This is a genomic window from Delftia sp. JD2 (genome assembly GCF_001682645.1).
Taxonomy (GTDB): Bacteria; Pseudomonadota; Gammaproteobacteria; order Burkholderiales; family Burkholderiaceae_C; genus Comamonas; species Comamonas acidovorans.
Window position 1 is genome coordinate 1 of sequence record NZ_LFJT01000010.1, and the last position, 20,782, is coordinate 20,782.

A 20,782-nucleotide genomic window follows, 5' to 3' on the forward strand; every position below is an offset into this window, starting at 1 on the left:
GATGCCGCATATCGACTACGTGCGCGAGGCTGGCTCCGAAGGCATCGAGCTGGTGATGTGGCTGATCGCGCGCGGTGCCATGGCCGATGTGGATGGCCCCGCGCCGCTGCCCAAGGTCAACCACCGCTTCTACCATGTGCCGGCATCGAACACCGCTGTCGGCCACCTCATCCTGGAGAACGCAGCATGAGCCGGCCTTGCGTGGTACTTCTGCCGGGCCTGCTGTGCGACGAGACGGTCTGGCACGAGCAGCAGGCGGCCCTGTCCTTTGCCGGTGCTGCCGAGTGCATTGTTCCGTCCTATGGCGCGGCGGCCACCATCGAAGACATGGCGCGCCTTGTGCTGGACTGCGTGGCGGCCGAGCGGTTTTCGCTGGCGGGCCATTCCATGGGCGGGCGCGTGGCCCTGGCCATTGCCAGCATGGCTCCCCAGCGTGTGGAGCGGCTGGCCTTGCTGGACACCGGCATGGACCCCATCGCCCCGGGCGAGGCCGGCGAGAGCGAACGCGCCAAGCGCATGGCGCTCTTGCAGATCGCCCGGCACAGCGGCATGCGCGAGATGGGCCTGCAATGGGCGCGCGGCATGGTGCATCCCGACCGGCTTGACACGCCACTGTTTGGCGAGGTGCTCGACATGGTGGCGCGCTTCACGCCCGAGGTGTTTGCTGCGCAGATCAATGCCTTGCTGAACCGCCCCGATGCGGGCGATGTGCTCCGGCAACTGAGCTGCCCGACCCTGCTGGCCTGCGGTCGCCAGGATGCCTGGAGCCCGCTGTCACGCCATGAGCGCATGCATGCCCTGTGCCCGGGCGCCGAGCTGGTGGTGATCGAGGACAGCGGCCACATGAGCACCATGGAGCAGCCGCAGCAGGTGTCGAGGGCACTGCTCGACTGGATGGGCCGCTGAGCGAGCGCTGCGCTCAGGCTAGGCCGGCGGATCGCCCACGGCCCGCCGGCAGGCCTGCATGAACAGCTCCAGGTCCTGCGATGCCGTGCTCAGCGCACGCGTGGCCAGCCCGATGCGCCTGCGTGTGGAAGGCAGGTCCACGGGCACGATGGACAACTGCCCGCCGTGGTCATCCTGCAGGGCCTGTCCGCGCGAGGCCAGGGCCAGCCGGCCCGTCTGCAGCACAAAGGCCAGCGTCATGGTCGGGCTGCTGGCGCGCAGGCTGGCGCGCGGCGGCTCCAGGCCCTGGCTGCGGAACAGCTGGACCATGGCGCGGTCGGCCGGCGTGCCGGGCAGGGGCGACACCCAGGGCCATTGCAGCAAGTCCTCCAGAGCCAACTGGCCGCAGCCCAGGCAGGCATGGCCGGCCGGTGCCACCACGACCAGGTCATCGTCGAACAGGTGCAGCTGGCGTACCTCATCGGAGGGCATGTCGGCGCGCAGGGCGCCAGCGATGGCGTCGATGTCGGCGCTCAGCAGGTGCTGCACCAGGCTCTCGTAGGTGCCGTCCACGATGCTGACCTCGATGTCCGGGTGGCTGGCGGCCAGGCTGTCGACCGCGCGCGGCAGGAAGATTCCCACCGACAGCGGCAGCACGCCGACCACCACGCGCCCCCGGATCTCGCCGCGCCAGGCGGAAATATCGCTGTCCATGCCGCGCACCTCGGCCAGGGCCAGCTTGACACGGCGCAGCAGCGCTTCGCCGGACGGCGTCAGCCGCGTGCCGAAGGCCAGCTTGTAGAACAGCTGCATGCCCAGACTGGCTTCCAGCCCCTGCAGCGCCGCATGCACGGCGGGCTGCGTCAGGCCCAGCCACTGCGCGGCCAGGGATTCGCTGCCGCAGTCGGCAATGGCCACGAGGGCGCGCAGCTGGCCCGCAGGCACGCTCTCGGCAAAACGCTCGGGCAGGGGAGGGCGCCTGGCCGCCAGCGTGGCGGCGGCCTGGGCGTCGGCCGCGCCGCTGCCCAGATGCTGGAGCATGGCCTCGATGCGGGCGGCCAGCTGGCTGCCCAGCGGGGTCGGCATCATGCCGCGCGCCCCCCGCATGAACAGCGGCAGGCCACAGGCCTCTTCCAGTTGCAGCACCGAGCGCGCCACGGCCGGCTGAGAAAGATGCATAGCCTGGGCGGCCCGCGTGGTGCTGCCGTGGCGCACCACGCCCAGCATGGCGCGCATGGCCCGCAAATGGCCTGCCAACTCGGGAAAACGCGAAGGATTGCTGGTGGCCGGGCCGGCCCAAGGGGCAAGGTAAAGGTTCATGGAAAAGCGCTGAACGGCACGTTGGAAAACCGTGTTTTGATTGTCCCATAAGAAAAACGCATTGATGGCCGGGGCTCCGGCATTGGCCGGATCGATGCCAGCGTGGAATGCTTGGGGCCTGGATCAAGACAGCCCATCGCAGGCTGCGAATTCCGGGGAGACAAGAAACATGAACCATGAAATCGACCGGCTGCTGGCCCGCCAGGCCTGCCTGGACCTGGTGCTGCGCGCTGCTGCCTTTGCGGATGCCGGTGATGCCCAGGCCCTGGCGCAGCTGTTTGCCGAAGACGGCCAGCTGCAACGGCCCGGCGGCGAGGTGCTGGGCGGGCGCGCAGCCATCGCCGCCGCGTACTCCCGGCGTCCTGCGGGCCGCATGACCCGGCATCTGGTCACCAACACGCTGGTGGAACTGCAAGGCCCGGACCGCGCCAGCGCGCGCAGCCAGGTGCTGCTGTGGTCCTGCGACGAGGCCGATGCCATCACGCCGCACGGCCACCCGGCCCAACCGCGCCAGCTCGTTGGCGAGTTCGATGACACCTTTGGCCGCAGTCCCGAAGGCCATTGGCTGATCACGCGCCGCGTGGCGCGCTTCGTCATGTACCGGGACCTCCCGGGCACCTGAAGCGCAGGGCGCCCAGCCGCTTTCTCCCATTTCCCCGCACCCGCCACTGCAGCCCTATCCGAGGCGCAGCGTTGCGGCGTGCCGATTCCACGACGACAACGACAGGAGACAAAAGCATGAAACGCACTCTCAAGAGCATTCCCCAACCCCCAGCCAGGCGCCCACTGCGGGCTTGTCTGGCCCGCCTCGCCCCACTCGCCATGCTGGCAGCAGCAGGCGGCGCCCAGGCCCAGACCGGCTCATCGGTGACGCTGTACGGCCATCTGGACACCGGGATCGAGCACCTGACGAATGTGCAAGGCGGCGGATCGCTGACGCGCATGCCCGGCCTCACGGGAACGGCACCGTCGCGCTGGGGGCTGCGCGGGAGCGAGGATCTGGGCGGCGGCCTGAGCGCCATCTTTGCGCTGGAGTCAGGCTTTGGCCCGGATGCCGGCACCTTCAACCAGGGCGGGCGGGGTTTCGGGCGCCAGGCCTGGGTGGGACTGTCCGGCGGCTGGGGCAGCGTCTCGCTGGGGCGCAACTACACCATGCTGTACTGGGCGCTGTTCGACGCCGACCTGCTGGGTCCCAACGCCTTCGGTCTGAGCAGCCTGGACAGCTACATCCCCAACACGCGCACCGACAACTCCCTGGCCTACCGGGGGCGCTTCGGCGCCTGGAGCCTGGGTGCGGCCTACAGCCTGGGACGCGATGCCGTCAACGCCGGCCCCAGCCCGGCCGGCACCAACTGCGCCGGCGAATCGGCCACGGACAGGCAGGCCTGCCGCCAATGGTCCGCCATGCTGAAGTACGACACCGCGCCCTGGGGCTTTGCGCTGGCCGTGGACGAGATGCGCGGCGGCGCCGGAGCATTTGCAGGGCTGACGCGCTCGGACCTGAAGGACCGCCGCATCATGCTCAACGGCTATGCCGCGCTGTCACCCACCATCAAGCTGGGCGCCGGCCTCATGCGCCGCGACAACGACGCGGCCCAGGCAGCCTCGGCCAGCAACGGCGCCACGCCGCGCAGCACCCTGGCCTGGGGCGGCCTGTCCTGGTCCCCCAGCGCCGCCGTCGTGGTCGATGGCCAGCTGCAGCAACTGCGCTATGCCCAGGGCGGCGACCGCTCCACCCTGCTGGCCCTGCGCGCCACCTACAGGTTCTCCAAGCGCACGGCGGTCTATGCCCAGGCTGCGCGCATTGACAACGGACAGCGCCTGGCCATCTCGGTCAGCTCGGCCGCAGCCGGCGGCAGCCCGCTGGCGGGCGCGTCGCAGACCGGCCTGATGCTGGGCCTGCGCCACTCGTTCTGAAACCGAAGGCCAGGCCGGCCGCATCCAATGCGACGCCTGGAGCGTGTGATCACCAGCGCGGAGAGCCGACGCGGGCACTTGAAAGTGCACACCTCGCTCTAGATCTGTACAGCGCGGCCGATAAACTGAATGGGCCCTGTCGGGCGTCCGCTCGGGGAGCCGCCTTCTGGCTCCAGGGTGAGCTCGAAAAGCTGATTCGGCTGCAGAGGCGGCAACTGGTCTACCGGCACTTCGATGGCTTCGCCCGGTTTGACCAGACCCAGGGACACCGGCGCTTTCCAGCCGTCGGCCTTGGTCCAGAACTGCAGGGATTTTTCCGCCGGAATGGCATCCTTGCCCAGTGGCACAAGGCGCAGACGGCCTTCAGACTGGGCCTGGACCACCCACCCGGGGGCCTGATTCTGCGGCGCTGCCAGCACGACGAAGTAGCGCGGGGCAGCCGGCGGTGATGCCTCTCGCACCACCAGCACAGCCGCGAGCAGTGCTGCAGCGGCAAAGCCGCCACCCGCCAAGCCGCGCCAAAGGGCGAGGCTATCCCAGTGCCACCAGGCACCACGCTGTGCGCGGACCGCTGGCCTGGCCGGCTTGACGCTGGCCGCGATGCGCTGCCACAGCGTTGCGGAGGGCTCGATGGGGGGCGCCAGCTGAACCAGCGGCAGGAGCCGTTGCTCCCACGCCTGCACGGCCGTGCGCAACGCAGGCTCGTAGGGCAGACGGGATTCGATGGAGCGGCGCTGGGCTGCATTGAGGGTGCCCAATACGTACTCGCCGGCCTGCATCTGGAGATCGTCCGGGGAGCCGCCATCCGTCGACTCTGAGGGATTGAGGTGGGTGTCGCCGCTCATTGCATGCACTCTCTCAGGGCACGCAGTCCGCGTTGAACCCAGGCTTTGACCGTACCAAGCGGCGCCTGCACACGCGCCGCAATTTCGCTGTGGCTGCAGCCGTCCACATAGGCGTGCAACAGGCAGGCGCGGCGCTCGGGCTCCAGCCGGTCGAGGCAATCGCCAAGACGACCCAGCATCGCCTGCCGCTCCCATTCACTGCCGCCTTCCTTCCATGCCGAAAGTGCGGCCTGGGCGTCATGCGCTTCATGGGCAGTTTCATCCAGCACGGTTTCGCGTGCGCCATCCCGTACACGGTTGAGGGCGGCGTGCCGCACCACGCTGTAGATCCACCCTCGACCACTTCCGCGATTGCCGTCGAAGGTGGATGAGCGGTTCCAGATGGAGACAAACGCATCGTGCAGCACGTCTTCCGCAGCAGCGCGATCGCGGACGATGCGCAGTGCCACGCCCAGGAGAAAGCGCGCCTCGGCCTCATAAATCCGCTGCAAAGCATCGCGTTCGCCGCGTGCACATGCATGCAATGCTGCGTCATGGTCGAAAGCTTCGTTGTTCTGGGAGGCAGCGGGCGGCACGAAATGGAGCGAAGGGGGCGTTGCGGGAAATCCTTCGTCCAGTGTATCCGCGCCGCTGCCGGCTCTTACATGGGCTTCCAGAAGATGTAGTCGGCCTGGTACTTCACGGTGGTCTTCTGGCCCTTGTTGGCAGCCATGCAGGGCTTGTCAGCCGGCGCCACTCCGCCCTGGAGCGCCACGCGCTGGATGTAGCTCACACCCTCCAGCGCGCCGCTGCCCATGGCTGGGTTTGCCTTCACCAGCTGGTAAGGCAGATTGCCCGCGCCGGACGGCGCCACAGCCAGCTGGGTGGCGGTGAGTTTGGAGCCGTCGTTGGCCTCCCAGGTTGCAGGGGGTCCGTAGTAGCGGCCCACTTGTTTGCCCATGCGGTCCTTCAGCACAGCATCGGGTCCCACGAAGACCCATTCCGTCTGGCCAGGCGCGTTGGCCTTGTCGCGGCACTCGTAGGTGATGTCACCGCTGCCTACGGTTTCCCACGCGACCTTGTTCCCTGCAGGAACCTGGATGGGGGCGGGCAGCGATGCCTGGGAGAAAGTGCTGGTCGGCTTGTGCATCGAGCCACAGGCAGCGAGCAGGGCCGCTGTGGCTACAGCGAAGGAAACGGCGGCGGTGCGGGATGCGGAACGAGAGGTCAACATTGCAATTCTCCAAACAGTTTTGTGAAGGGGACTGAAGCAGCGCCTTTTTTTGGGCTGCTGCTGGTACTACCCGCCATCGCGTCGTTTGGATGCACCCCATGCAAAAAATATTTTCGAGAAATGCCAGCGCCAGTCTCCATCAGACGTGCAGATTCATGCGGGCATAGACGCCGCGCCCATCGGCGGGCGAGTGATTTGCGGGTCGGGACGATCCTCGAAACGAATGTCGCGCGGCCCATAGAGCATCGTCGCTTTCATCATTTGCCTCCTGATCTGCTGGCAAGTTGCCGATTCAGCGCTTCTTGCGCGCGCCGTGCCGTGTCGGCGTCGACGCGATCGGCCAGCACCTGGCTGAGTTGGCGCAACTGATCAGCCGTGAGGCCCGTGTTCAAGCTGATGCCCATGTGGGACTGCAGTTGAGACTCGGCGCCAGGCAGTGCAGACAGCATGCTCACAGTGGCCAGCTCGCGGCTTTGCCAGTCGAGGTTGTCGCGCTCGAAGATGTCCCCGAAGAGATGCGTCTTGAGGTAGTCATCGATGGCGGGAGCGAAGTCGAACAGCGGTCCCTTGACCGGCGCGCCCGCCAGCTTGGTCTGGTTGGCCGTGCCCGCGGCCAGCAGCGCGTCACCCTTCGGAATGGCGCGGCTGGGCGGATGACCGGGGGCGTCCTGGATGCCGCGCTGCTTGCGTGCTTCCAGTACCTTCATCAGTTCGCCCAGCGCATTGAGGCTGCGCGGGAAGCCCGCGTATGCGTAAAGCTGCACGAGGATTTCCTTGGTGTCACTGACCGTCAGGCCTGCGTCCAGCCCTTGATTCAGAGCCGTATTCAGTTTGGCGATGTCACCTGCCGCAGCGAAGGCTCCGATGGGAACGATGGCCTGCTGCCGGGCCGACAGGGTTGCGGATGCAGTGGATGCACTGACCATATCTCTGGACTCCTGCGTGTTCGGGGCGGCTTGGCAAAGCACTGTCGCCATGCCCACGACGATGATGGCCATTGCCCTGGCCATGGGGCGCCTTTCATCGCGCATGCTTGCCCTCGTATTGGTCATCCGTGACTTTCTCCATCCAGTCCACATTCTTGCCATCCACGGTGCCCGTGACCGTCAGGTAAGTCACGGCGGTCTTCGGCGCAGCGCCGTGCCAGTGTCTGACGCCTGGCGGGCACCAGATCGCATCGCCGGGGCGAACCATCTGAAGGGACTTGCCCCATTCCTGGCCGAGCCCGACGCCCGAACTCACCACCAGGCGCTGTCCGTAGGGGTGGGTGTGCCAGGCCGAGCGGGCACCGGGCTCAAAGGTGACCATCGCGCCGCTGGCGTTGATGTTCTTGTTGGCCGGCCACAGCGGGTCAATCCGCGCCCGGCCGGTGAAGGTCTCGGCAGGACCGGAGATCGAGGCTTGGCTTCCCGCAAGCACGATCTCCTGCTGGGCGGGCGCCGATGAGGCGCTCTCGGCCTGGGGGGCGGCAACAGCAGCGGTCGCGGCCTGTAGGGTGGCGGCGGTCAAGAAAACTTTGAAGAATGGGATTCGCATAAAGGAACTTTCCTTGTAGAGACAGGCCTATCGCCGTCCCCTCTCGCTGGGCCGACCGCATGGGCCGGCGCATCAATCCTCGCAGGTGACACGCCGCTGAGCCCCTTGGGCGAGTCGCGTGCCAGTAACACCTGACAGGGGCGTCTGGAGGCGCGGGATGGACGAAAGGACGTTGCGAGCGCTCATTCAATCGAATGAGCGTTCCTATCGAATTTAGTTGGAACAACTTCGCGCGAGTAGGCGCCAGAAACTACATGCGGCTATAAATGGCGCTCATGAATCCCATCGCTCCGCCCGCAATCGGAGCAGCCTAGCGGCGGTAGCGCAATGCCTCGACGATCAGCGACAGTGCGGGCGACGATTGGCGCCGGCTGACGAAGAAGATGTGGAGCCCAGGAAAGGTCGGGCACCAGTCCTTGAGCACGGTTTGAAGTCGGCCGCTCTTGATATGTGGACGTGCCAGTTCTTCTGGCATGTACGCCAGGCCGAATCCCGCCAGCGCGGCGTCGATAACCGGGTAGATGCCATTGAATGTCCACGAACCCTCGACCCGTACCTGCAGGTGTCGTTGGCCCTTCCTGAGTTCCCAGGCATACACCCCGCCACGCATGGAGAAGCGCATTCTGATGCACTCATGCTCGGTCAGGTCCGATGGTGCCTTGGGCAAGGGTCGTCCTTCCAGATAGGACGGCGCCCCCACGATCACCATGCGAATTTCTTTCGAAATCCGAACCGCCGTCATGTCGTTGGTGATCTGATCGCCGAAACGAACACCGGCGTCGAAGCGCTCCGCCACGATGTCGGTCAGTCCCGGCTCGGTCGCGATCTCGATCTTGACGTCGGGATACTTCGGTTGAAGCTTGGAGAGCTTGGGCCAGAGGATAGTGTTCGCCGCGAAATCAGACGCGGTGATGCGTACGGTTCCCGCGGGCTTGTCGCGAAGCTCCTCGAATGCAGCCAGCTCGTCGGCGATCGCCTCGTACCGGGGGGCCACTCGCTGGATCAGCCGTTCGCCTGCCTCCGTCGGCGATACGCTGCGGGTCGTGCGGGTCAGCAAACGCAGCCCGAGCCGCGCTTCCAACGCGCGAATGGTATGGCTGAGTGCAGATTGCGACACGCCCAACTGGGCCGCCGCGCGGGTGAAGCTGCGCTCGCGCGCAACCGCGAGAAAGGCCAGGATGTCGCGAAAGTTCTCACCAGACATACAAGTACTCCGCAGCTATGGCCTGTAGCGCAAGGCGTCGACCAGCAAGGTCATTGCGCGTGAAGGCTGGCGCCGGTTCGGATAGTAGAGATGGAACCCGGGCCACACCGGGCACCAGTCCTCCAGTACCGAGACAAGTTGCCCCTTTGACACCAAGGGACGAACCATGTCTTCCGGCAGGTAAGCCAGTCCGAAGCCAGCCTTGACCGCCTCGAAAATGTCATAGGCGTTATTGAAGGTGACCGCTCCATCCACCCGTGCATTCACGGTGCGCTTGCCCTTGGCGAACTCCCATTCGTAGAGGCCTCCGTACGTGGACGTGCGCAGGTTGATGCAAACGTGATCGGTGAGGTCGCGCGGCGTCTTGGGTGGCCGGCACCCTGCGAAATAGGACTTCGATCCCACCACCATGTTGCGGACGTCCGGGCCGATCCGCACTGAAATCATGTCCTGGGCCAGTTCCTGGCCGAACCTCACGCCGGCGTCGTAGCCGCGCGCAACGATATCGACGCTCTCGTACTCGTTGACCAGCTCGACCTTGATCTTGGGGTACTTCGGCAGGAACTTCGCCAGCTTGGGCCACAGCGTGCTTCGGATGGCGTAGTCGATGGCAGTGATGCGGATCGTTCCCATGGGCTCGTCCCGAAGCTCGCCGAGCGACTGGATTTCGGCCTCGATTTCGTCGAACTCCGGTGCGAGGCGATCCAGCAGCCGCTGGCCCGCTTCGGTAGGAGACACGCCCCGCGTGCTGCGCGTGAGAAGGCGAACGCCCAGCTTCTCCTCCAACGTCCGGATGGTGTAGCTCAGGGCGGGCTGTGTGACCCGAAGCTGGGCTGCCGCGCGAGTGAAGCTGCGAGCGCGCGCTACGGCGATGAAGGCCAGCAGGTCGCTGAAGTTGTCGCGCGACATTGATGAGCTTCCTTTATAGGACGGGCTGTATTTTACAGGCGTCGTCTGACTTCGCTCGAAAACCGACTGTGTTTGATGCCCCCATTCATGAGTTCAGCTTATGGGGGTATGCGGATTCTGCCGTCTATTCAATGTCGGGCACGAGACCTAAAGTTCAGTATCAGCCAAGAAGGGCAGGCATCCTGCCCCAAAAGCCAAGCCCTGCAAGCGAGCCCTGAGGCTCCGCACAAGCATCCGCCCCAACCGTCATGGGCCTCTCGCATGGGTTGCCCGATTGAATGATTCGGATGAGCGTCAGCATGGGGCTGAACGTCACGACCGGCGCAATTGGGAACGCTTGGTGCAGGCTGGATCGTCGCGTCGCTATACGGCGCTTTTTGTCCTCTCAATAGTGAAGGAGCAGATCCGATGAACGAGAAAATTTCCTCCAGCCGACGCGACCTGCTGAAGGCAAGCGCAACGGTCGGCGCAGCCGTATGTGCCACGCCTCTCATGATGGGAACGGCCGTCGCACAGCAAGCCACAACGACTTCATCGGGGAGCAATGCCATGGACCTACCCAACATCACCAAGCAGCGAACCCTTGGTTCAGGCGACTTCCGCATGGAGGTCTCCGCCTTGGGCTTCGGCGTCATGGGCATGAACTACAACCGCGGCTACCACCCTGATCGCAAGGCCATGATCGAGTTGCTGCATCAGGCGGCCGAGCGCGGTGTCACGCTGTTCGACACCGCCCAAGTCTATGGTCCGCTCATCAACGAAGAGCTTGCCGGTGAAGGGCTGTACCCGTTCCGGGGCAAGGTGAACGTGACCACCAAGTTCGGCCACCGCATCGTTGACGGCAAGTACTTCGAGGGCGAGTTGGACAGTACGCCCCAGAACATCCGGCGTGTCGCAGAGGAATCGCTCAAGCGCCTGCGGGTCGAGACCATCGAGCTGTTCTATCAGCACCGACTCGACCCCGCTGTGCCGATCGAAGACGTCGCGGGCACCGTCAAGGATTTGATCCGGGAAGGCAAGGTCAGGCGCTTTGGGCTTTGCGAGGTCAATGCGCAGACGATCCGCCGCGCCCATGCCGTGCAGCCGGTGACCGCTGTGCAGAGCGAATACCACCTGATGTGGCGCGGCCAGGAAAAAGAGGTGTTTCCGGTGCTCCAGGAATTGGGGATCGGCTTCGTGCCTTACAGCCCGCTCAACCGAGGATTCCTTGGCGGCGGCATCACCGAGTACACGCGCTTTGATTCCGGCAATGACAACCGCAACACGCTGCCACGTTTCACGCCGCAAGCCATCCGGGCGAATCTGGCAGTGGTGGAAGTGCTCAACACGTTCGGCAGAACCCGGGGGCTCACCTCCGCGCAGGTGGCACTGGCCTGGATGATGGCCAAGGCCCCGTGGATCGTGCCGATCCCCGGCACCACCAAGCTGGCCCATCTGGACGAGAACCTGCACACCGCCGAGGTGATGCTGACTCCGGCCGAAGTGCAGGAGCTGGAGGCCGCCGTCTCCAAGATTCAGATCGTGGGTGATCGGTATCCGGCGGCGCAGCAAAAGCAGGTCCAAGGCTGATTGCTGAATGTTCGATAGGGAGGCACTGACATGAGGCCATTGCTCATCGCCCTGTGCATCCAGGCGCTGTCGGTGTGTGCCGCCACGGCGGCCCTGGTGCAGGACGCGGCCGGCACCGTGTGGCGCGAGGCCCGCGTGCTGCCGGTCGGGCGCGACCTCTACGTGTTCACGACGAGCCGGTCGCCGAGAGGGGAGGGTCCCTCGAAGGACCGATTGTTGCGACTGTCGCTGAGGCGATGACATGAAGCGCCGGAACCTGCTGGCACTCGCGCTTGCCAGCCCCGTGGCCTTCTCCGTGGCACGCGCTCAAACGCTGTCGTCCGGCGACTATCGCCAGATGCAGGTGGGGCGCGACGAACCCATCCTGGAGCCCGATATCCCCATCATCAACGCGCACCACCACCTGGTCGACCGGCCCGGGCTGCGCTACATGATCGATGACTACCTGGCGGACACGCGCGTCGGTCGGCTTCGGCCGATGAGAGGGCTGCGCTGTTCCTCGGCACGGCCGCGAAGGTCTATCGCATGCGTGTGCCGCTTGCGCAGCCCGGGAAATCTCCAAGCACATAGGCCCAGGGACGAGGCTCCCGGGAGCAGCTGCAAACGCAGCACACCCAGGTACCGGACCCATTTCGTCGCCCCATCTTTATCCAGAACACATCTCCAACAGAGGAACTGACATCATGAAAATCTCCTTCGAAAACCAAGTGGCACTTGTCACCGGCGCAGCGTCGGGTATCGGTTTGGCGACCGCCAAGGCCTTCGCGCAGGCCGGTGCGTCCGTTGCGCTGGCGGATGTGAACGGCGACGGCGCACGTGCCGCTGCCGACGAGCTGGTGGCGGCCGGGTACAAGGCCATGGGCATCCGCTGCGACGTGGCCGATCTGGGCGAGGTCGAGGCGATGGTCAAGGAAACCGTCTCTGCCTTCGGCCGCCTGGACGTGGCCTTCAACAACGCCGGCATCCAGAACGCGCTCGCGGAGACCGCCGACGCCACGGTCGAGGACTTCGACCGTGTGAACTCGGTCAATCTGCGCGGCATCTGGGCGTGCATGAAGTACGAACTGCAGCACATGCGCCAGCAAGGAAACGGCGCCATCGTCAATTGCTCGTCGCTGGGCGGGCTTGTGGGCGGTGCCGAGCGTGGCACCTACCATGCGGCAAAGCACGGCGTGCTCGGGCTGACCAAGAGCGCGGCGTTGGAATACGCCACGCGCAACATCCGCGTCAATGCCGTGTGCCCGGGCTTGATCTGGACCCCGATGGCCGAACAAATGGTGGCCGCCGGCCAGAAGGAAGCACTCGACGCCATGCTCCCCGGTATCCCCATGCAGCGGCACGGACTCGCCGAAGAGATTGCCGACGCCGTGCTGTGGCTGTGCAGCTCGGCTTCCAGCTATGTGACCGGCCAATCCATCTCGGTGGACGGCGGGCTCATCATGCGCTGATTGCGATTTCCGTTGGCCCAGGTGTTTTCGCACGAGAACAAGTATCCGGCACCCATGCAAGGCAGATTGGTCCTGCGGCAAAAACGCAAGGATGAGGCCGGGGAGGGCGGGGCCTCACCGCAGGCCGTGCAGCTGCAGATTCCTGCGGCAGGTTCTGGTGGCAAGGAGGATGTGGCAGGCCATGCGCCCGAAGCTGCAGCAGTACCAGCCAGTGATCGCGCGCCTGCAGCCGCAGCTGCACCCAAGGCGCCCAGCACAGCCTACCGCCCAGATCTTTTCATCCGAAACTGCCGCAATACCCACTGAGGCGGCCATGACACGCACGCCTGTTTCCGCGGCAACGAAGCGCCATATGAGCGTAGCTGCGGAGTTTCGGAGCCTGAGCGACGAGCTCGACGACTTGCCCCCGGTCGTGGCGCATTCCAGGACGGAGCCGCAGGCTTCACTCGTGAGATCAAGTTCAACGAAACGGGGGGCAGCCGTGCAACCAGACCAACATCGTCGTGTTCGAGATTTACTCGTGCGGCGATGTCAAAGGCCGTCTGTCGTGCGTGGTTCTGGTGGAGTCTGGTCTGGAGTGGCTTGCGCAATCCTCATCAGGTGTTCTGAAAGCGTAGCGGTGGAGTCAACGAAGAAACTTCTGAACATAACGTCCGCATAGTTGGTGAATGCTGTCGATATGAGTCGCTTTAAAGCTCACTTTTCTGGCCGTCATTTGATGGATACGATGTATATTATGTTAAATCACAAACGTAGATAACGGCCTGAAAACCAAGGCAAGGCACTCCTCCAGTGCCTTGCCTGCTTCGTTTTCAGCTGTTCAAGACGGTTTCCAGGCCTTCAAGCTCCTGCTTCAGCAAAAGCGCGGTTTCCTGTGGCTCGAACTGGCGCTGCAGCAGCGGGATGGTGAAGACGTAGCTTGCATCGTGTACGCCGTGGGTTTCATCGCGGCGCAGGACGTAGGCCAGTTGCAGGCGCGCCAGGGACCGGCGCAAGGCCTGGGCCTGGCCGGTGGCGCCGTGGGACTGGACCAGGGCGTCGAGTGCGGTCAGGCTGGTCTGTCCTTGCTGGGCCGTGTGATAGACGGCGATGCGGTCCAGGCGGCAGGCCTGTTCGTCGGTGCTCAAGCGGCCCCATCCCACCAGCGCGTCCTGCACGGGCTGGGATGCCATGGCCTGGCGCAGGTGGCGTTCTTCGATGACGCGTTCGTCGGGTCCCAGGGCTTCCAGGCATTCCTGGCAGAGGATGGCGACCAGGTTGGCGCGCCTGCCGCTGGCCTCTATCAGCCGCTCGGCCAGAGCGTCGTTGGCAAAGCCCAGGCGCAGCCTGCGCAGCGGTTCGGTGGCCAGGGCGTGGCATGCCGCTGGCTCCAATCCCCCAATGGCCAGGATTTCGCCGAAGTTGCGCAGCGGCGACTGGTAGTCGAGCAGCGCTGCCGCGTACAGATCCCAGAATCCCGCCAGCATGAACCAGCAACGGCCCTCCTCGCTCAGCGCGCGCAAGGCGCTGAGCTGGGGGTAGCCATTGCGGGCTTCGTCGCGGAAGAACAGGTCGGCCTCGTCGATCAGCAGGTACAGCCGCCTGCCCTGCGACTGCTTTTGCAGGTGTTCGATGATGGCCTCCAGCGGTGTTTCCACGGGAAGGCCGAACTGCGTGGCCAGGCGCGGCGTGAGGCGGTGGTCGCGCAGCGAGATGTAGTGGCAGGCGATGGCCGGATGCTCCTGCAGCCGCCGCTGCACGGCCTTGAGCAGGCTGCTTTTGCCGAGCTGGCGTCCTCCCACGACCAGGTAGTTGGCCGGCTCTCGGTTGAGCACGCGGGCCAGCAGGCGCTCGCGGCCAAAGAAAACGTCCTCGCGCGTCACGCCGCCGCGCGTCTGGTAGGGCGATATGCGCGTGACCTGCAACTGCGTGGCCAGCAGCCGCAGCAGCACCTGGTCTGGAGCGCCGCCCAGCAGCCATTCGGTCTGCCCCGGGCTGTCCAGCAGCACGTGCAGATTGGCGCGGTCCTGGGCATGGCGCTGCAGCAGCGGCATGGGCGACTGTGGATGGTGCGGGCTCACGATGAGCACCACATCGCCGCCGGTTTGCAGCAGGCGCAGCTGGCGCACGAGTTCGCCCTCTTCCAGCTCCGCCGGGGGCGCATAGACCAGGCAGCGACCCAGGGCGATGGGCAGCTCGGGCGGCAGCGTCCACTCGAACATGTCGCCGGGCACGGGCCACTCGCCTTGCGCCGGTTTGCAGGCGGCGGACAGGCGTTCGGCCAGGGCCCGCACGCGGGCGCCTGGGCTTGCACCGGCAAGGCGCAGGGCCCGCTGCCAGTCCGGCGGGCGTATGCCTGCAGCGCGCAGGACGGCGGAACGGCGGCCGGTGAGCCGCAGCAGCCGGTCCAGCTGGGGCAGATGCTGGTAGGGCTTGCGGCGCAGGCGCTCGGGCTTGAGCTGTGCCGGGCCTATCAGCGGATGGCGCACCAGCCACAGCAGGGCCAGGCAGCCAAAGACCAGTGCGCTGGTCCAGATGACGCTGCGCAGCCATCCAAAGGGTTCATGCTCGGGCTGGCCCGGCGAGGGGCTGCAGTTCAGCGGCAGGTAGCGCGGCGGAGTCGGAGGCAGGCCGCCCTGGCAGCTCCAGTCCCAGCGTTGCCTGTCCAGTTGCAGCAGGACCTGGGTTCCGGCGAGCACGCCCATCTGGCTGTCGCGCACCACGTCCGCCTGCAGCACGAAGGGCCTGGGCGAGCTCATGCGCACGCGCGGTTCGGCAATGTCCGGCGCCAAGCTGGCCAGGTCCTGCGGCCAGCTTTCATGCTGGCGCACATAGTCCATCAGGGCCAGGCGCCACAGGATGATTTCGTTCCAGACCCGGCCCGAGCTTTCCGCGCCCTGCAGGCTGCTGCGGGTGACGGGGTTGTAGCGGGGCAGCAGGATGGCCGTGCCGATGAACAGCGTGACCAAGGCGAGCAGCGCGGCACGCCACCATGATCTGGGCAGTTGCACAAGCCGGCCCAGGCCGCTCATGCCTGCAGCACCGCCACGGCAGCTTCGCGGGCAATGTCGCAGCGCCAGTGCAGATGGGCGCCCTCGCCTGCTCCGCGCACCTGCAGCAGATTGCCCCAGAACAGGCGCCGCAGCACGGCATCCTGCAGATAGGGGCGTGCACGGCCCAGCGATGCCGCATCCACCAGCCCGCGCAGTTGCTCGCGCGTGGCAGGTTCCTGCGCCAGGGGCAGCAAGGTCTGCCACAGGCGGGCGCTGGCCACCAGATGGGCGCGCAGCAGGGGCGAGTGCACGGAAGCGACGCCCACGCCCTGCTCCACCAGCCATTGCAGCGCTTCCTCGAAAAGCGCGGGATGTCCGCCCGTCAGCGCCTGCAATGCCTCGATGACCTCGGCCGGCCAGGCCGTGCCGGGCCAGCGCTGGCGCGCCATCAGGGCCAGGTCTTCCAGCGTGGGATCGGGCCAGTGGGCCACCTGGCCGATGTTGAGCAGCGACAGGTCACCGCTGCGGTACTTGAGGTCGGCCAGGGCCTCGCTGCCGCACAGCAGCAAGTGCAGGCGGCCGCTGTGCATTTCGCTGAGGCTGCGCAGAATGCCGGCCAGTGTCTCGCGCAGCTGCGCCGTGCCCTGCTCGAAGCGGCTGACCAGGCAGAACAGCCGGCCGCCGGCCAGCAGGCGCTTTTCCAGCAGGGCCTCGAATTCGTAGTCCGAGCCCACTTCGCCCAGCCCGCATTGCCGGCCCAGGGCCGCAAAGTAGTCGGCCGCAGCCGTGCTCACGCTGTAGGGCGGCTGGATGTGCAACACCGCCTCGGCGCCATACTGGGCGCGGGCGCGCAGCAGCAGTTCCTGGCGAAACGGGGGCTGTCCCCAGTGCGCGGGCGACAGCAGCATGGTGATGGCATAGGGCCTGGCCTGGGCCAGCTGGGCGAAAAGCCGGTCCATGAAGCCTGCAAAAGGCTGGGCGCCGGCGGCGGCGGCCTGCAGCGGAAACTCCGTGGCAAAGCCAGCGGCGGAGAACAGGCGATTGGTCTCCGCCTCCGTCAGGCGCAGGTACTGGGCGCAGGCGGCCAGCCGGTCGCGCGAGCGTGGATTGGGCAAGGAAACCCCATTCCTCCAGTTGTTGACGGCTTCCCGGCTCAGCCCGATCTCGGTGGCCACGCCCGAGGCGCTGGCGCGGATGCGGCGCATGTACAGGCCCAGCAAATGGCCGAAATCCTCGTGAACGCCTGGTGCCACGGCAGCACCCTGTTCAATGGCGGTGGGCTGCATCAGTGACGGCTCCGCTCAGGAAAACAGCGCTTGCTGGCGCAGATCCATCCTGCCGGGGCCATGGTCCGTATCCTCATCCTGTTCACCCTCTCCTGGGATTCAGCTGGTCTTGTGCAATTTGTTTCATTTTGCCGAGCGCGGATTGTCTCAGGATGCGGCATCGCCGCCACCCTGCCCCGCAAACTCCCGTCGCGCGCCGGCCATGCGGTACAGAGGCAGCACCACCGCCAGCACCAATCCCAAAGCCAGCCAGAGCCACAGTCCCTTGCCTCTGAAGGCCAGGGCCGCAATGACGGTAAAGGCCACGGCCTCGCACAGCCCGCGAAAGCCGGCCCGCAGCATGAACAGCCCCACGATGCCCTGCACGGGCGATACGCCGCTCTTGCGCAGGCTGGCCATGGTGTCCAGCAGGGCCTGCACGGATTCCTGGGCCAGGCGGTCACGCTCCTGGTCCCGCTCGCGCAGCCGGGTGATGGTCATGGGCTGGGCCGGATTGGTGAGAGCGGTGCCGTCGGCGCCCTCTTCCTGGCCGGGCTGCGGATAGACCTCGCCATCCGTATCGACCAGCACCTGGCGCTCCGGGTAACGGGACAGCCAGGCGTGGTGGCTGATCCATTGGCCGGCATCGAAGTGGTAGCGCTCGCTCTCGCCCACCTGGTCGTAGAAGACATGCAGCACCGCCGCCTGCAGGCCGTGCTGGAACAGCGTCTCCAGCAATCGCCAGGGCATGCCGGCTGTGGTGCGGGTGTCAAAGCCCAGCTCCAGGTGCTGGGGATGGCCCAGGGCGCTGGCATTGGCCCAGTCGTCATCCCACAGCGCGGACCGGTCCAGGGCGGGGTCCAGCTCATGGATCCAGCGCTCGGCCTGCTCCCAGGACTGCCGGGCCAGGTACTGGCAGATCAGTTGCACGCGGCGCAGCTGCAGGGGCGTATCGAAGAAAAGATAGAGGTGATGGACGTTGCTGGACATGGCGGGCCTGAGGCGTTTGCAGGAATGCCGCGATTGTTCAATTGCAGCCGCCCAGCCGACCCTCCCAGGCCTGTCCAGCAGGCGGCTGGCAAGCGCTCCCACCGGTTGACATTCTGTCCACTGCAAGAAGCGGGATGCAGGCGCTGCGGCGGCGCCCTAGACTGCGGCAATTGCCCACAGCGCCCGTATTGCCAACCGCGCCCATACCGCCTACCCCGCCCGCCATGCACAACCTCGGTCTTTTCGACAACGAAGCTTGCGAATCCGCCCCGCCCTGCCACTGGACGCAGATGGAGCACCAGCTCGATGAGCAAGGCTGCGCGCGCCTGCCCGGCCTGCTGGATGCGCAGCAGTGCCGCGACCTGGCCGCTCTTTACGCAAGGGAGGACGGCTTTCGCTCCCGCATCGTCATGGCACGCCACGGTTTCGGGCGCGGCGAGTACCAATATTTCGACTACCCCTTGCCACCGCTGCTGCAGCGCCTGCGCGAGCAGCTGTATCTGCGCCTGGCGCCGGTGGCCAATCTCTGGAACCAGCGCATGGGGCTGGAGGTGCGCTATCCGGACCGGCTGCAGGACTTCCTGGCGCGCTGCCACGCGCAGGGCCAGTTGCGGCCCACGCCGCTCATCCTTCAATACGGTGCGGGCGACTACAACTGCCTGCACCAGGATGTCTATGGAGAGCATGTGTTTCCGCTGCAGGTGGTGCTGCTGCTGTCGCGGCCCGGGCGGGACTTCACGGGTGGCGAGTTCGTCATCACCCAGGCCGATGGCGACCGGCAGCGGGCCGATGTGATGGCACTGGACCAGGGCGATGCGCTGGTCCTGGCCGTGCGCCACCGGCCCGTGCCCGGGCGGCGCACCGGCTACCGCCGCGTGGCCATGCGCCATGGGGTCAGCCGCATCCACAGCGGCCATCGCCATACCGTGGGGCTGATCTTTCATGACGCACTTTGATGGATGGCCGGTATGAGCACGCTGGATCTTTTCGCCGATGAACAGCCCACCGGGGCCGAATCCATAGGCCCCCAATCCGTGGTGCTGCGCGGCCATGCCCTGCCCCATGCCGTGCAGCTGCTGGAGGCGGTCGAAGGCATTGCGGCGCGGGCGCCGCTGCGCCATCTGGTCACGCCGGGCGGCTTCACCATGTCGGTGGCCATGACCAACTGCGGCGCGCTGGGCTGGACCAGCGACAGGCGCGGCTACCGCTACAGCGCCATCGACCCACTCAGCGGCCAGCCCTGGCCGGCCATGCCGGCCGTGTTTGTCCGGCTGGCGGGCGAGGCGGCCGCTGCGGCGGGGTTCGAAGGCTTTGTGCCCGATGCCTGCCTCATCAACCAGTACCTGCCCGGCACCCGGCTTTCCCTGCACCAGGACCGCGACGAGCGCGACCTGGGCGCGCCCATTGTCTCGGTCTCCCTGGGCATGCCGGCCACGTTTCTGTTTGGAGGACTGGCGCGCGCGGACAGCACGGCCAGGGTGCCGCTGCAGCATGGCGACGTGGTGGTCTGGGGCGGCGTGGATCGGCTGCGCCACCACGGCGTGTTGCCGCTCAAGGACCAGCCTCACCCGCTGCTGGGCGGGCGGCGCATCAATCTCACTTTTCGCAAGGCGGGCTGAATGGTTGGACGGTCTGAAATGGACAGGCTCAACAGCCAGGATCGCTTCGCCCGCCTGGATTGGGCGCGGATTGCCACTGAGCTCGATGCCGAAGGCCATGCCCTGCTGCCGCAGCTGCTGACTGCGGATGAAAGCCGCGCCTTGGCCCGCGAGGCGGCAGCCGCGTCTGGCCTGCCGCCCTGCGTGCAGGCATGGCGCCCGGTGCTGTACGGGCATCTGCTGGCCCTGGCCAACCGCTGGCGAGAACACATGGGTATGCAGCCTGGGTTGCCGGGCTGCTTCGAGGATTTCATGCGTCAGGGCCGGCAAGCAGGCCAAACGCAGCCGCAGCCACATCTGCTGCGCGTGCCGCAAGCGGGCCATGCCCCGCTGCGTTCATACAGCGAAGGTGCGGCGGTGTTTCCGCAGCAGCTGGTGCTGCTGCTGTCCCGGCCGGGCCAGGATTTCGAGGGCGGCGAATTCGTGATGACCGAGCAGCGCCCGCGCATGCAATCGCGCCCCATGGTGCTGCCGCTGGGCCTGGGGGATGCGGCCATCATCGCCACGGGGCCGCGCCCGGTGCGCGGTGCGGCAGGCTTTTACCGCGTGCACCTGCGGCATGCCATCAGCCGCGTTCACCGTGGCGAGTGGCTGGGTCTGGAGCTGCTTTTGCACGACGTGCCCCAGGCGCCCAAGGCTCTGCAAACAGACCGCTGGCTATAATGCCGCGCCTGCAAAGGCATCCGTGCAACAGGTGTCCACATGCCAGCCATGGGGATGAAACGGGAACAAGGTGACTGCCGGCAAATGCTTTTTGCGCTGCCGGCACAGGCCTTGGCTGCCCCCGCAACGGTAAACAAGTCAAGGCGCTCCATGCCTGTCCCGCCAGTCTCCGCAACCCTGCGGAGGGGCGATGACAGGCTGTCACTGGTTCATGGCGTGGTCTGCAACATGCAGCTTTTCGCGGGTGGATTGGGAAGACGGGGCGCTGGGCGCAAGGCATGTCCTTGCGCCGCTTGTGAGCCCGGAGACCGGCCTGCTGCGTTTCGCGCCTGCTGTGCAGGCGTTTTCTTGACTGTCTGCGGGGTGCGGATGGCAACGTCCTGCGCCC

General features: G+C 66.2%; 20 protein-coding genes, 2 pseudogenes and 1 riboswitch. Of the genes and pseudogenes, 11 read left to right on the forward strand and 11 right to left on the reverse strand.

Annotated features, from left to right (window positions below; all coding sequences use genetic code 11):
• Together ACM14_RS07705 and ACM14_RS07710 are read left to right on the forward strand one after the other, a co-directional pair.
• Positions 1 to 190 (forward strand): annotated as a pseudogene (locus ACM14_RS07705) (protocatechuate 3,4-dioxygenase); the annotation flags it as partial.
• Positions 187 to 906 (forward strand): alpha/beta fold hydrolase, encoded by a 720-nt coding sequence (locus tag ACM14_RS07710; RefSeq protein WP_065345794.1) that lies wholly within the window; start codon positions 187 to 189, stop codon positions 904 to 906. The pseudogene ACM14_RS07705 and the gene ACM14_RS07710, both read left to right, overlap by 4 nt.
• A gap of 18 nt (positions 907 to 924) precedes the next feature.
• Here the strand turns inward: ACM14_RS07710 and ACM14_RS07715 are convergent, their stop codons facing one another.
• A complete protein-coding gene (locus ACM14_RS07715; protein ID WP_065345795.1) occupies positions 925 to 2,205 on the reverse strand; it encodes a LysR family transcriptional regulator in 1,281 nt (426 codons plus the stop codon).
• A gap of 169 nt (positions 2,206 to 2,374) precedes the next feature.
• On the opposite strand from ACM14_RS07715, the gene ACM14_RS07720 reads away from it, so the two are divergent.
• Both ACM14_RS07720 and ACM14_RS07725 read left to right on the forward strand, forming a co-directional pair.
• Positions 2,375 to 2,827, forward strand: coding sequence for a nuclear transport factor 2 family protein (locus tag ACM14_RS07720; RefSeq protein WP_065345796.1), 453 nt, complete (start codon positions 2,375 to 2,377; stop codon positions 2,825 to 2,827).
• Positions 2,828 to 2,943: 116 nt separating this feature from the next.
• Positions 2,944 to 4,122, forward strand: a complete 1,179-nt coding sequence (locus tag ACM14_RS07725) for a porin (protein WP_065345797.1) — start codon at positions 2,944 to 2,946, stop codon at positions 4,120 to 4,122.
• 98 nt (positions 4,123 to 4,220) lie between these two features.
• On the opposite strand, the gene ACM14_RS07730 is transcribed toward ACM14_RS07725, so the two are convergent.
• The 7 genes from ACM14_RS07730 to ACM14_RS07760 all read right to left on the reverse strand — a co-directional run bounded on the left by ACM14_RS07730 (position 4,221) and on the right by ACM14_RS07760 (position 9,829).
• Positions 4,221 to 4,967 (reverse strand): anti-sigma factor, encoded by a 747-nt coding sequence (locus tag ACM14_RS07730; RefSeq protein WP_065345798.1) that lies wholly within the window; start codon positions 4,965 to 4,967, stop codon positions 4,221 to 4,223.
• Positions 4,964 to 5,542 (reverse strand): sigma-70 family RNA polymerase sigma factor, encoded by a 579-nt coding sequence (locus ACM14_RS07735; protein ID WP_065345799.1) that lies wholly within the window; start codon positions 5,540 to 5,542, stop codon positions 4,964 to 4,966. Before ACM14_RS07735 ends, ACM14_RS07730 begins: the two co-directional genes overlap by 4 nt.
• Positions 5,543 to 5,607: 65 nt before the next feature.
• A complete protein-coding gene (locus ACM14_RS07740; RefSeq protein WP_065345800.1) occupies positions 5,608 to 6,180 on the reverse strand; it encodes a DUF3455 domain-containing protein in 573 nt (190 codons plus the stop codon).
• A 257-nt stretch (positions 6,181 to 6,437) separates the two neighbouring features.
• Positions 6,438 to 7,106, reverse strand: coding sequence for a carboxymuconolactone decarboxylase family protein (locus tag ACM14_RS07745; protein ID WP_065345868.1), 669 nt, complete (start codon positions 7,104 to 7,106; stop codon positions 6,438 to 6,440).
• Between the two features lie 94 nt (positions 7,107 to 7,200).
• Complete coding sequence (locus ACM14_RS07750; RefSeq protein ID WP_065345801.1) at positions 7,201 to 7,716, reverse strand: cupin domain-containing protein; 516 nt, start codon at positions 7,714 to 7,716, stop codon at positions 7,201 to 7,203.
• A gap of 310 nt (positions 7,717 to 8,026) precedes the next feature.
• The gene (locus ACM14_RS07755) at positions 8,027 to 8,920 is read right to left on the reverse strand and encodes a LysR family transcriptional regulator (RefSeq protein WP_065345802.1); all 894 of its coding nucleotides are present in this window, start codon (positions 8,918 to 8,920) and stop codon (positions 8,027 to 8,029) included.
• A 15-nt stretch (positions 8,921 to 8,935) separates the two neighbouring features.
• Positions 8,936 to 9,829 carry a LysR family transcriptional regulator gene (locus tag ACM14_RS07760; RefSeq protein ID WP_065345803.1) on the reverse strand — a complete coding sequence of 298 codons (894 nt, stop codon included), beginning with the start codon at positions 9,827 to 9,829 and terminating at the stop codon, positions 8,936 to 8,938.
• 408 nt (positions 9,830 to 10,237) lie between these two features.
• On the opposite strand from ACM14_RS07760, the gene ACM14_RS07765 reads away from it, so the two are divergent.
• The 4 genes and pseudogenes from ACM14_RS07765 to ACM14_RS07780 all read left to right on the forward strand — a co-directional run bounded on the left by ACM14_RS07765 (position 10,238) and on the right by ACM14_RS07780 (position 12,846).
• The gene (locus ACM14_RS07765) at positions 10,238 to 11,398 is read left to right on the forward strand and encodes an aldo/keto reductase (RefSeq protein WP_065345804.1); all 1,161 of its coding nucleotides are present in this window, start codon (positions 10,238 to 10,240) and stop codon (positions 11,396 to 11,398) included.
• Positions 11,399 to 11,428: 30 nt separating this feature from the next.
• A complete protein-coding gene (locus tag ACM14_RS07770; RefSeq protein ID WP_065345805.1) occupies positions 11,429 to 11,638 on the forward strand; it encodes a hypothetical protein in 210 nt (69 codons plus the stop codon).
• Between the two features lies 1 nt (position 11,639).
• Positions 11,640 to 11,864: pseudogene (locus ACM14_RS32390) on the forward strand (amidohydrolase); the annotation flags it as partial.
• 217 nt (positions 11,865 to 12,081) lie between these two features.
• The gene (locus tag ACM14_RS07780) at positions 12,082 to 12,846 is read left to right on the forward strand and encodes an SDR family NAD(P)-dependent oxidoreductase (RefSeq protein WP_065345807.1); all 765 of its coding nucleotides are present in this window, start codon (positions 12,082 to 12,084) and stop codon (positions 12,844 to 12,846) included.
• Positions 12,847 to 13,658: 812 nt separating this feature from the next.
• On the opposite strand, the gene ACM14_RS07785 is transcribed toward ACM14_RS07780, so the two are convergent.
• The 3 genes from ACM14_RS07785 to ACM14_RS07795 form a co-directional block, all read right to left on the reverse strand.
• A complete protein-coding gene (locus ACM14_RS07785; RefSeq protein WP_065345808.1) occupies positions 13,659 to 15,857 on the reverse strand; it encodes an AAA family ATPase in 2,199 nt (732 codons plus the stop codon).
• Positions 15,854 to 17,104 carry a hypothetical protein gene (locus tag ACM14_RS07790; protein WP_043822406.1) on the reverse strand — a complete coding sequence of 417 codons (1,251 nt, stop codon included), beginning with the start codon at positions 17,102 to 17,104 and terminating at the stop codon, positions 15,854 to 15,856. Before ACM14_RS07790 ends, ACM14_RS07785 begins: the two co-directional genes overlap by 4 nt.
• Positions 17,105 to 17,251: 147 nt before the next feature.
• On the reverse strand, positions 17,252 to 18,073 hold the full coding sequence (locus ACM14_RS07795; RefSeq protein ID WP_065345809.1) for a hypothetical protein: 822 nt from the start codon (positions 18,071 to 18,073) through the stop codon (positions 17,252 to 17,254).
• A gap of 224 nt (positions 18,074 to 18,297) precedes the next feature.
• Between ACM14_RS07795 and ACM14_RS07800 the strand changes: the two genes are divergently transcribed.
• Genes ACM14_RS07800 through ACM14_RS07810 form a run of 3 tightly spaced genes read left to right on the forward strand, consistent with a single transcriptional unit; the run spans position 18,298 to position 20,394 of the window.
• Positions 18,298 to 19,029, forward strand: coding sequence for a 2OG-Fe(II) oxygenase (locus ACM14_RS07800; protein ID WP_065345810.1), 732 nt, complete (start codon positions 18,298 to 18,300; stop codon positions 19,027 to 19,029).
• 12 nt (positions 19,030 to 19,041) lie between these two features.
• A complete protein-coding gene (alkB, locus tag ACM14_RS07805) occupies positions 19,042 to 19,692 on the forward strand; it encodes a DNA oxidative demethylase AlkB (RefSeq protein WP_065345811.1) in 651 nt (216 codons plus the stop codon).
• Between the two features lie 18 nt (positions 19,693 to 19,710).
• The gene (locus ACM14_RS07810; protein ID WP_065345812.1) at positions 19,711 to 20,394 is read left to right on the forward strand and encodes a 2OG-Fe(II) oxygenase; all 684 of its coding nucleotides are present in this window, start codon (positions 19,711 to 19,713) and stop codon (positions 20,392 to 20,394) included.
• A gap of 12 nt (positions 20,395 to 20,406) precedes the next feature.
• A riboswitch (cobalamin riboswitch) is annotated at positions 20,407 to 20,726 on the forward strand.
• The last annotated feature ends 56 nt before the right edge of the window (positions 20,727 to 20,782 follow it).

Bases quoted from the DNA above. Each gene is read 5' to 3' on its own strand.
- ACM14_RS07755 (WP_065345802.1), bottom strand. From the start codon at position 8,920: ATGTCTGGTGAGAACTTTCGCGACATCCTGGCCTTTCTCGCGGTTGCG.
- ACM14_RS07765 (WP_065345804.1), top strand. From the start codon at position 10,238: ATGAACGAGAAAATTTCCTCCAGCCGACGCGACCTGCTGAAGGCAAGC.
- ACM14_RS07745 (WP_065345868.1), bottom strand. From the start codon at position 7,106: ATGGTCAGTGCATCCACTGCATCCGCAACCCTGTCGGCCCGGCAGCAG.
- ACM14_RS07715 (WP_065345795.1), bottom strand. From the start codon at position 2,205: ATGAACCTTTACCTTGCCCCTTGGGCCGGCCCGGCCACCAGCAATCCT.
- ACM14_RS07795 (WP_065345809.1), bottom strand. From the start codon at position 18,073: ATGTCCAGCAACGTCCATCACCTCTATCTTTTCTTCGATACGCCCCTG.
- ACM14_RS07785 (WP_065345808.1), bottom strand. From the start codon at position 15,857: ATGAGCGGCCTGGGCCGGCTTGTGCAACTGCCCAGATCATGGTGGCGT.
- ACM14_RS07750 (WP_065345801.1), bottom strand. From the start codon at position 7,716: ATGCGAATCCCATTCTTCAAAGTTTTCTTGACCGCCGCCACCCTACAG.
- ACM14_RS07710 (WP_065345794.1), top strand. From the start codon at position 187: ATGAGCCGGCCTTGCGTGGTACTTCTGCCGGGCCTGCTGTGCGACGAG.
- ACM14_RS07725 (WP_065345797.1), top strand. From the start codon at position 2,944: ATGAAACGCACTCTCAAGAGCATTCCCCAACCCCCAGCCAGGCGCCCA.
- ACM14_RS07810 (WP_065345812.1), top strand. From the start codon at position 19,711: ATGGACAGGCTCAACAGCCAGGATCGCTTCGCCCGCCTGGATTGGGCG.
- ACM14_RS07780 (WP_065345807.1), top strand. From the start codon at position 12,082: ATGAAAATCTCCTTCGAAAACCAAGTGGCACTTGTCACCGGCGCAGCG.
- ACM14_RS07770 (WP_065345805.1), top strand. From the start codon at position 11,429: ATGAGGCCATTGCTCATCGCCCTGTGCATCCAGGCGCTGTCGGTGTGT.
- ACM14_RS07800 (WP_065345810.1), top strand. From the start codon at position 18,298: ATGCACAACCTCGGTCTTTTCGACAACGAAGCTTGCGAATCCGCCCCG.
- ACM14_RS07720 (WP_065345796.1), top strand. From the start codon at position 2,375: ATGAACCATGAAATCGACCGGCTGCTGGCCCGCCAGGCCTGCCTGGAC.
- alkB (WP_065345811.1), top strand. From the start codon at position 19,042: ATGAGCACGCTGGATCTTTTCGCCGATGAACAGCCCACCGGGGCCGAA.
- ACM14_RS07730 (WP_065345798.1), bottom strand. From the start codon at position 4,967: ATGAGCGGCGACACCCACCTCAATCCCTCAGAGTCGACGGATGGCGGC.
- ACM14_RS07790 (WP_043822406.1), bottom strand. From the start codon at position 17,104: ATGCAGCCCACCGCCATTGAACAGGGTGCTGCCGTGGCACCAGGCGTT.
- ACM14_RS07760 (WP_065345803.1), bottom strand. From the start codon at position 9,829: ATGTCGCGCGACAACTTCAGCGACCTGCTGGCCTTCATCGCCGTAGCG.
- ACM14_RS07740 (WP_065345800.1), bottom strand. From the start codon at position 6,180: ATGTTGACCTCTCGTTCCGCATCCCGCACCGCCGCCGTTTCCTTCGCT.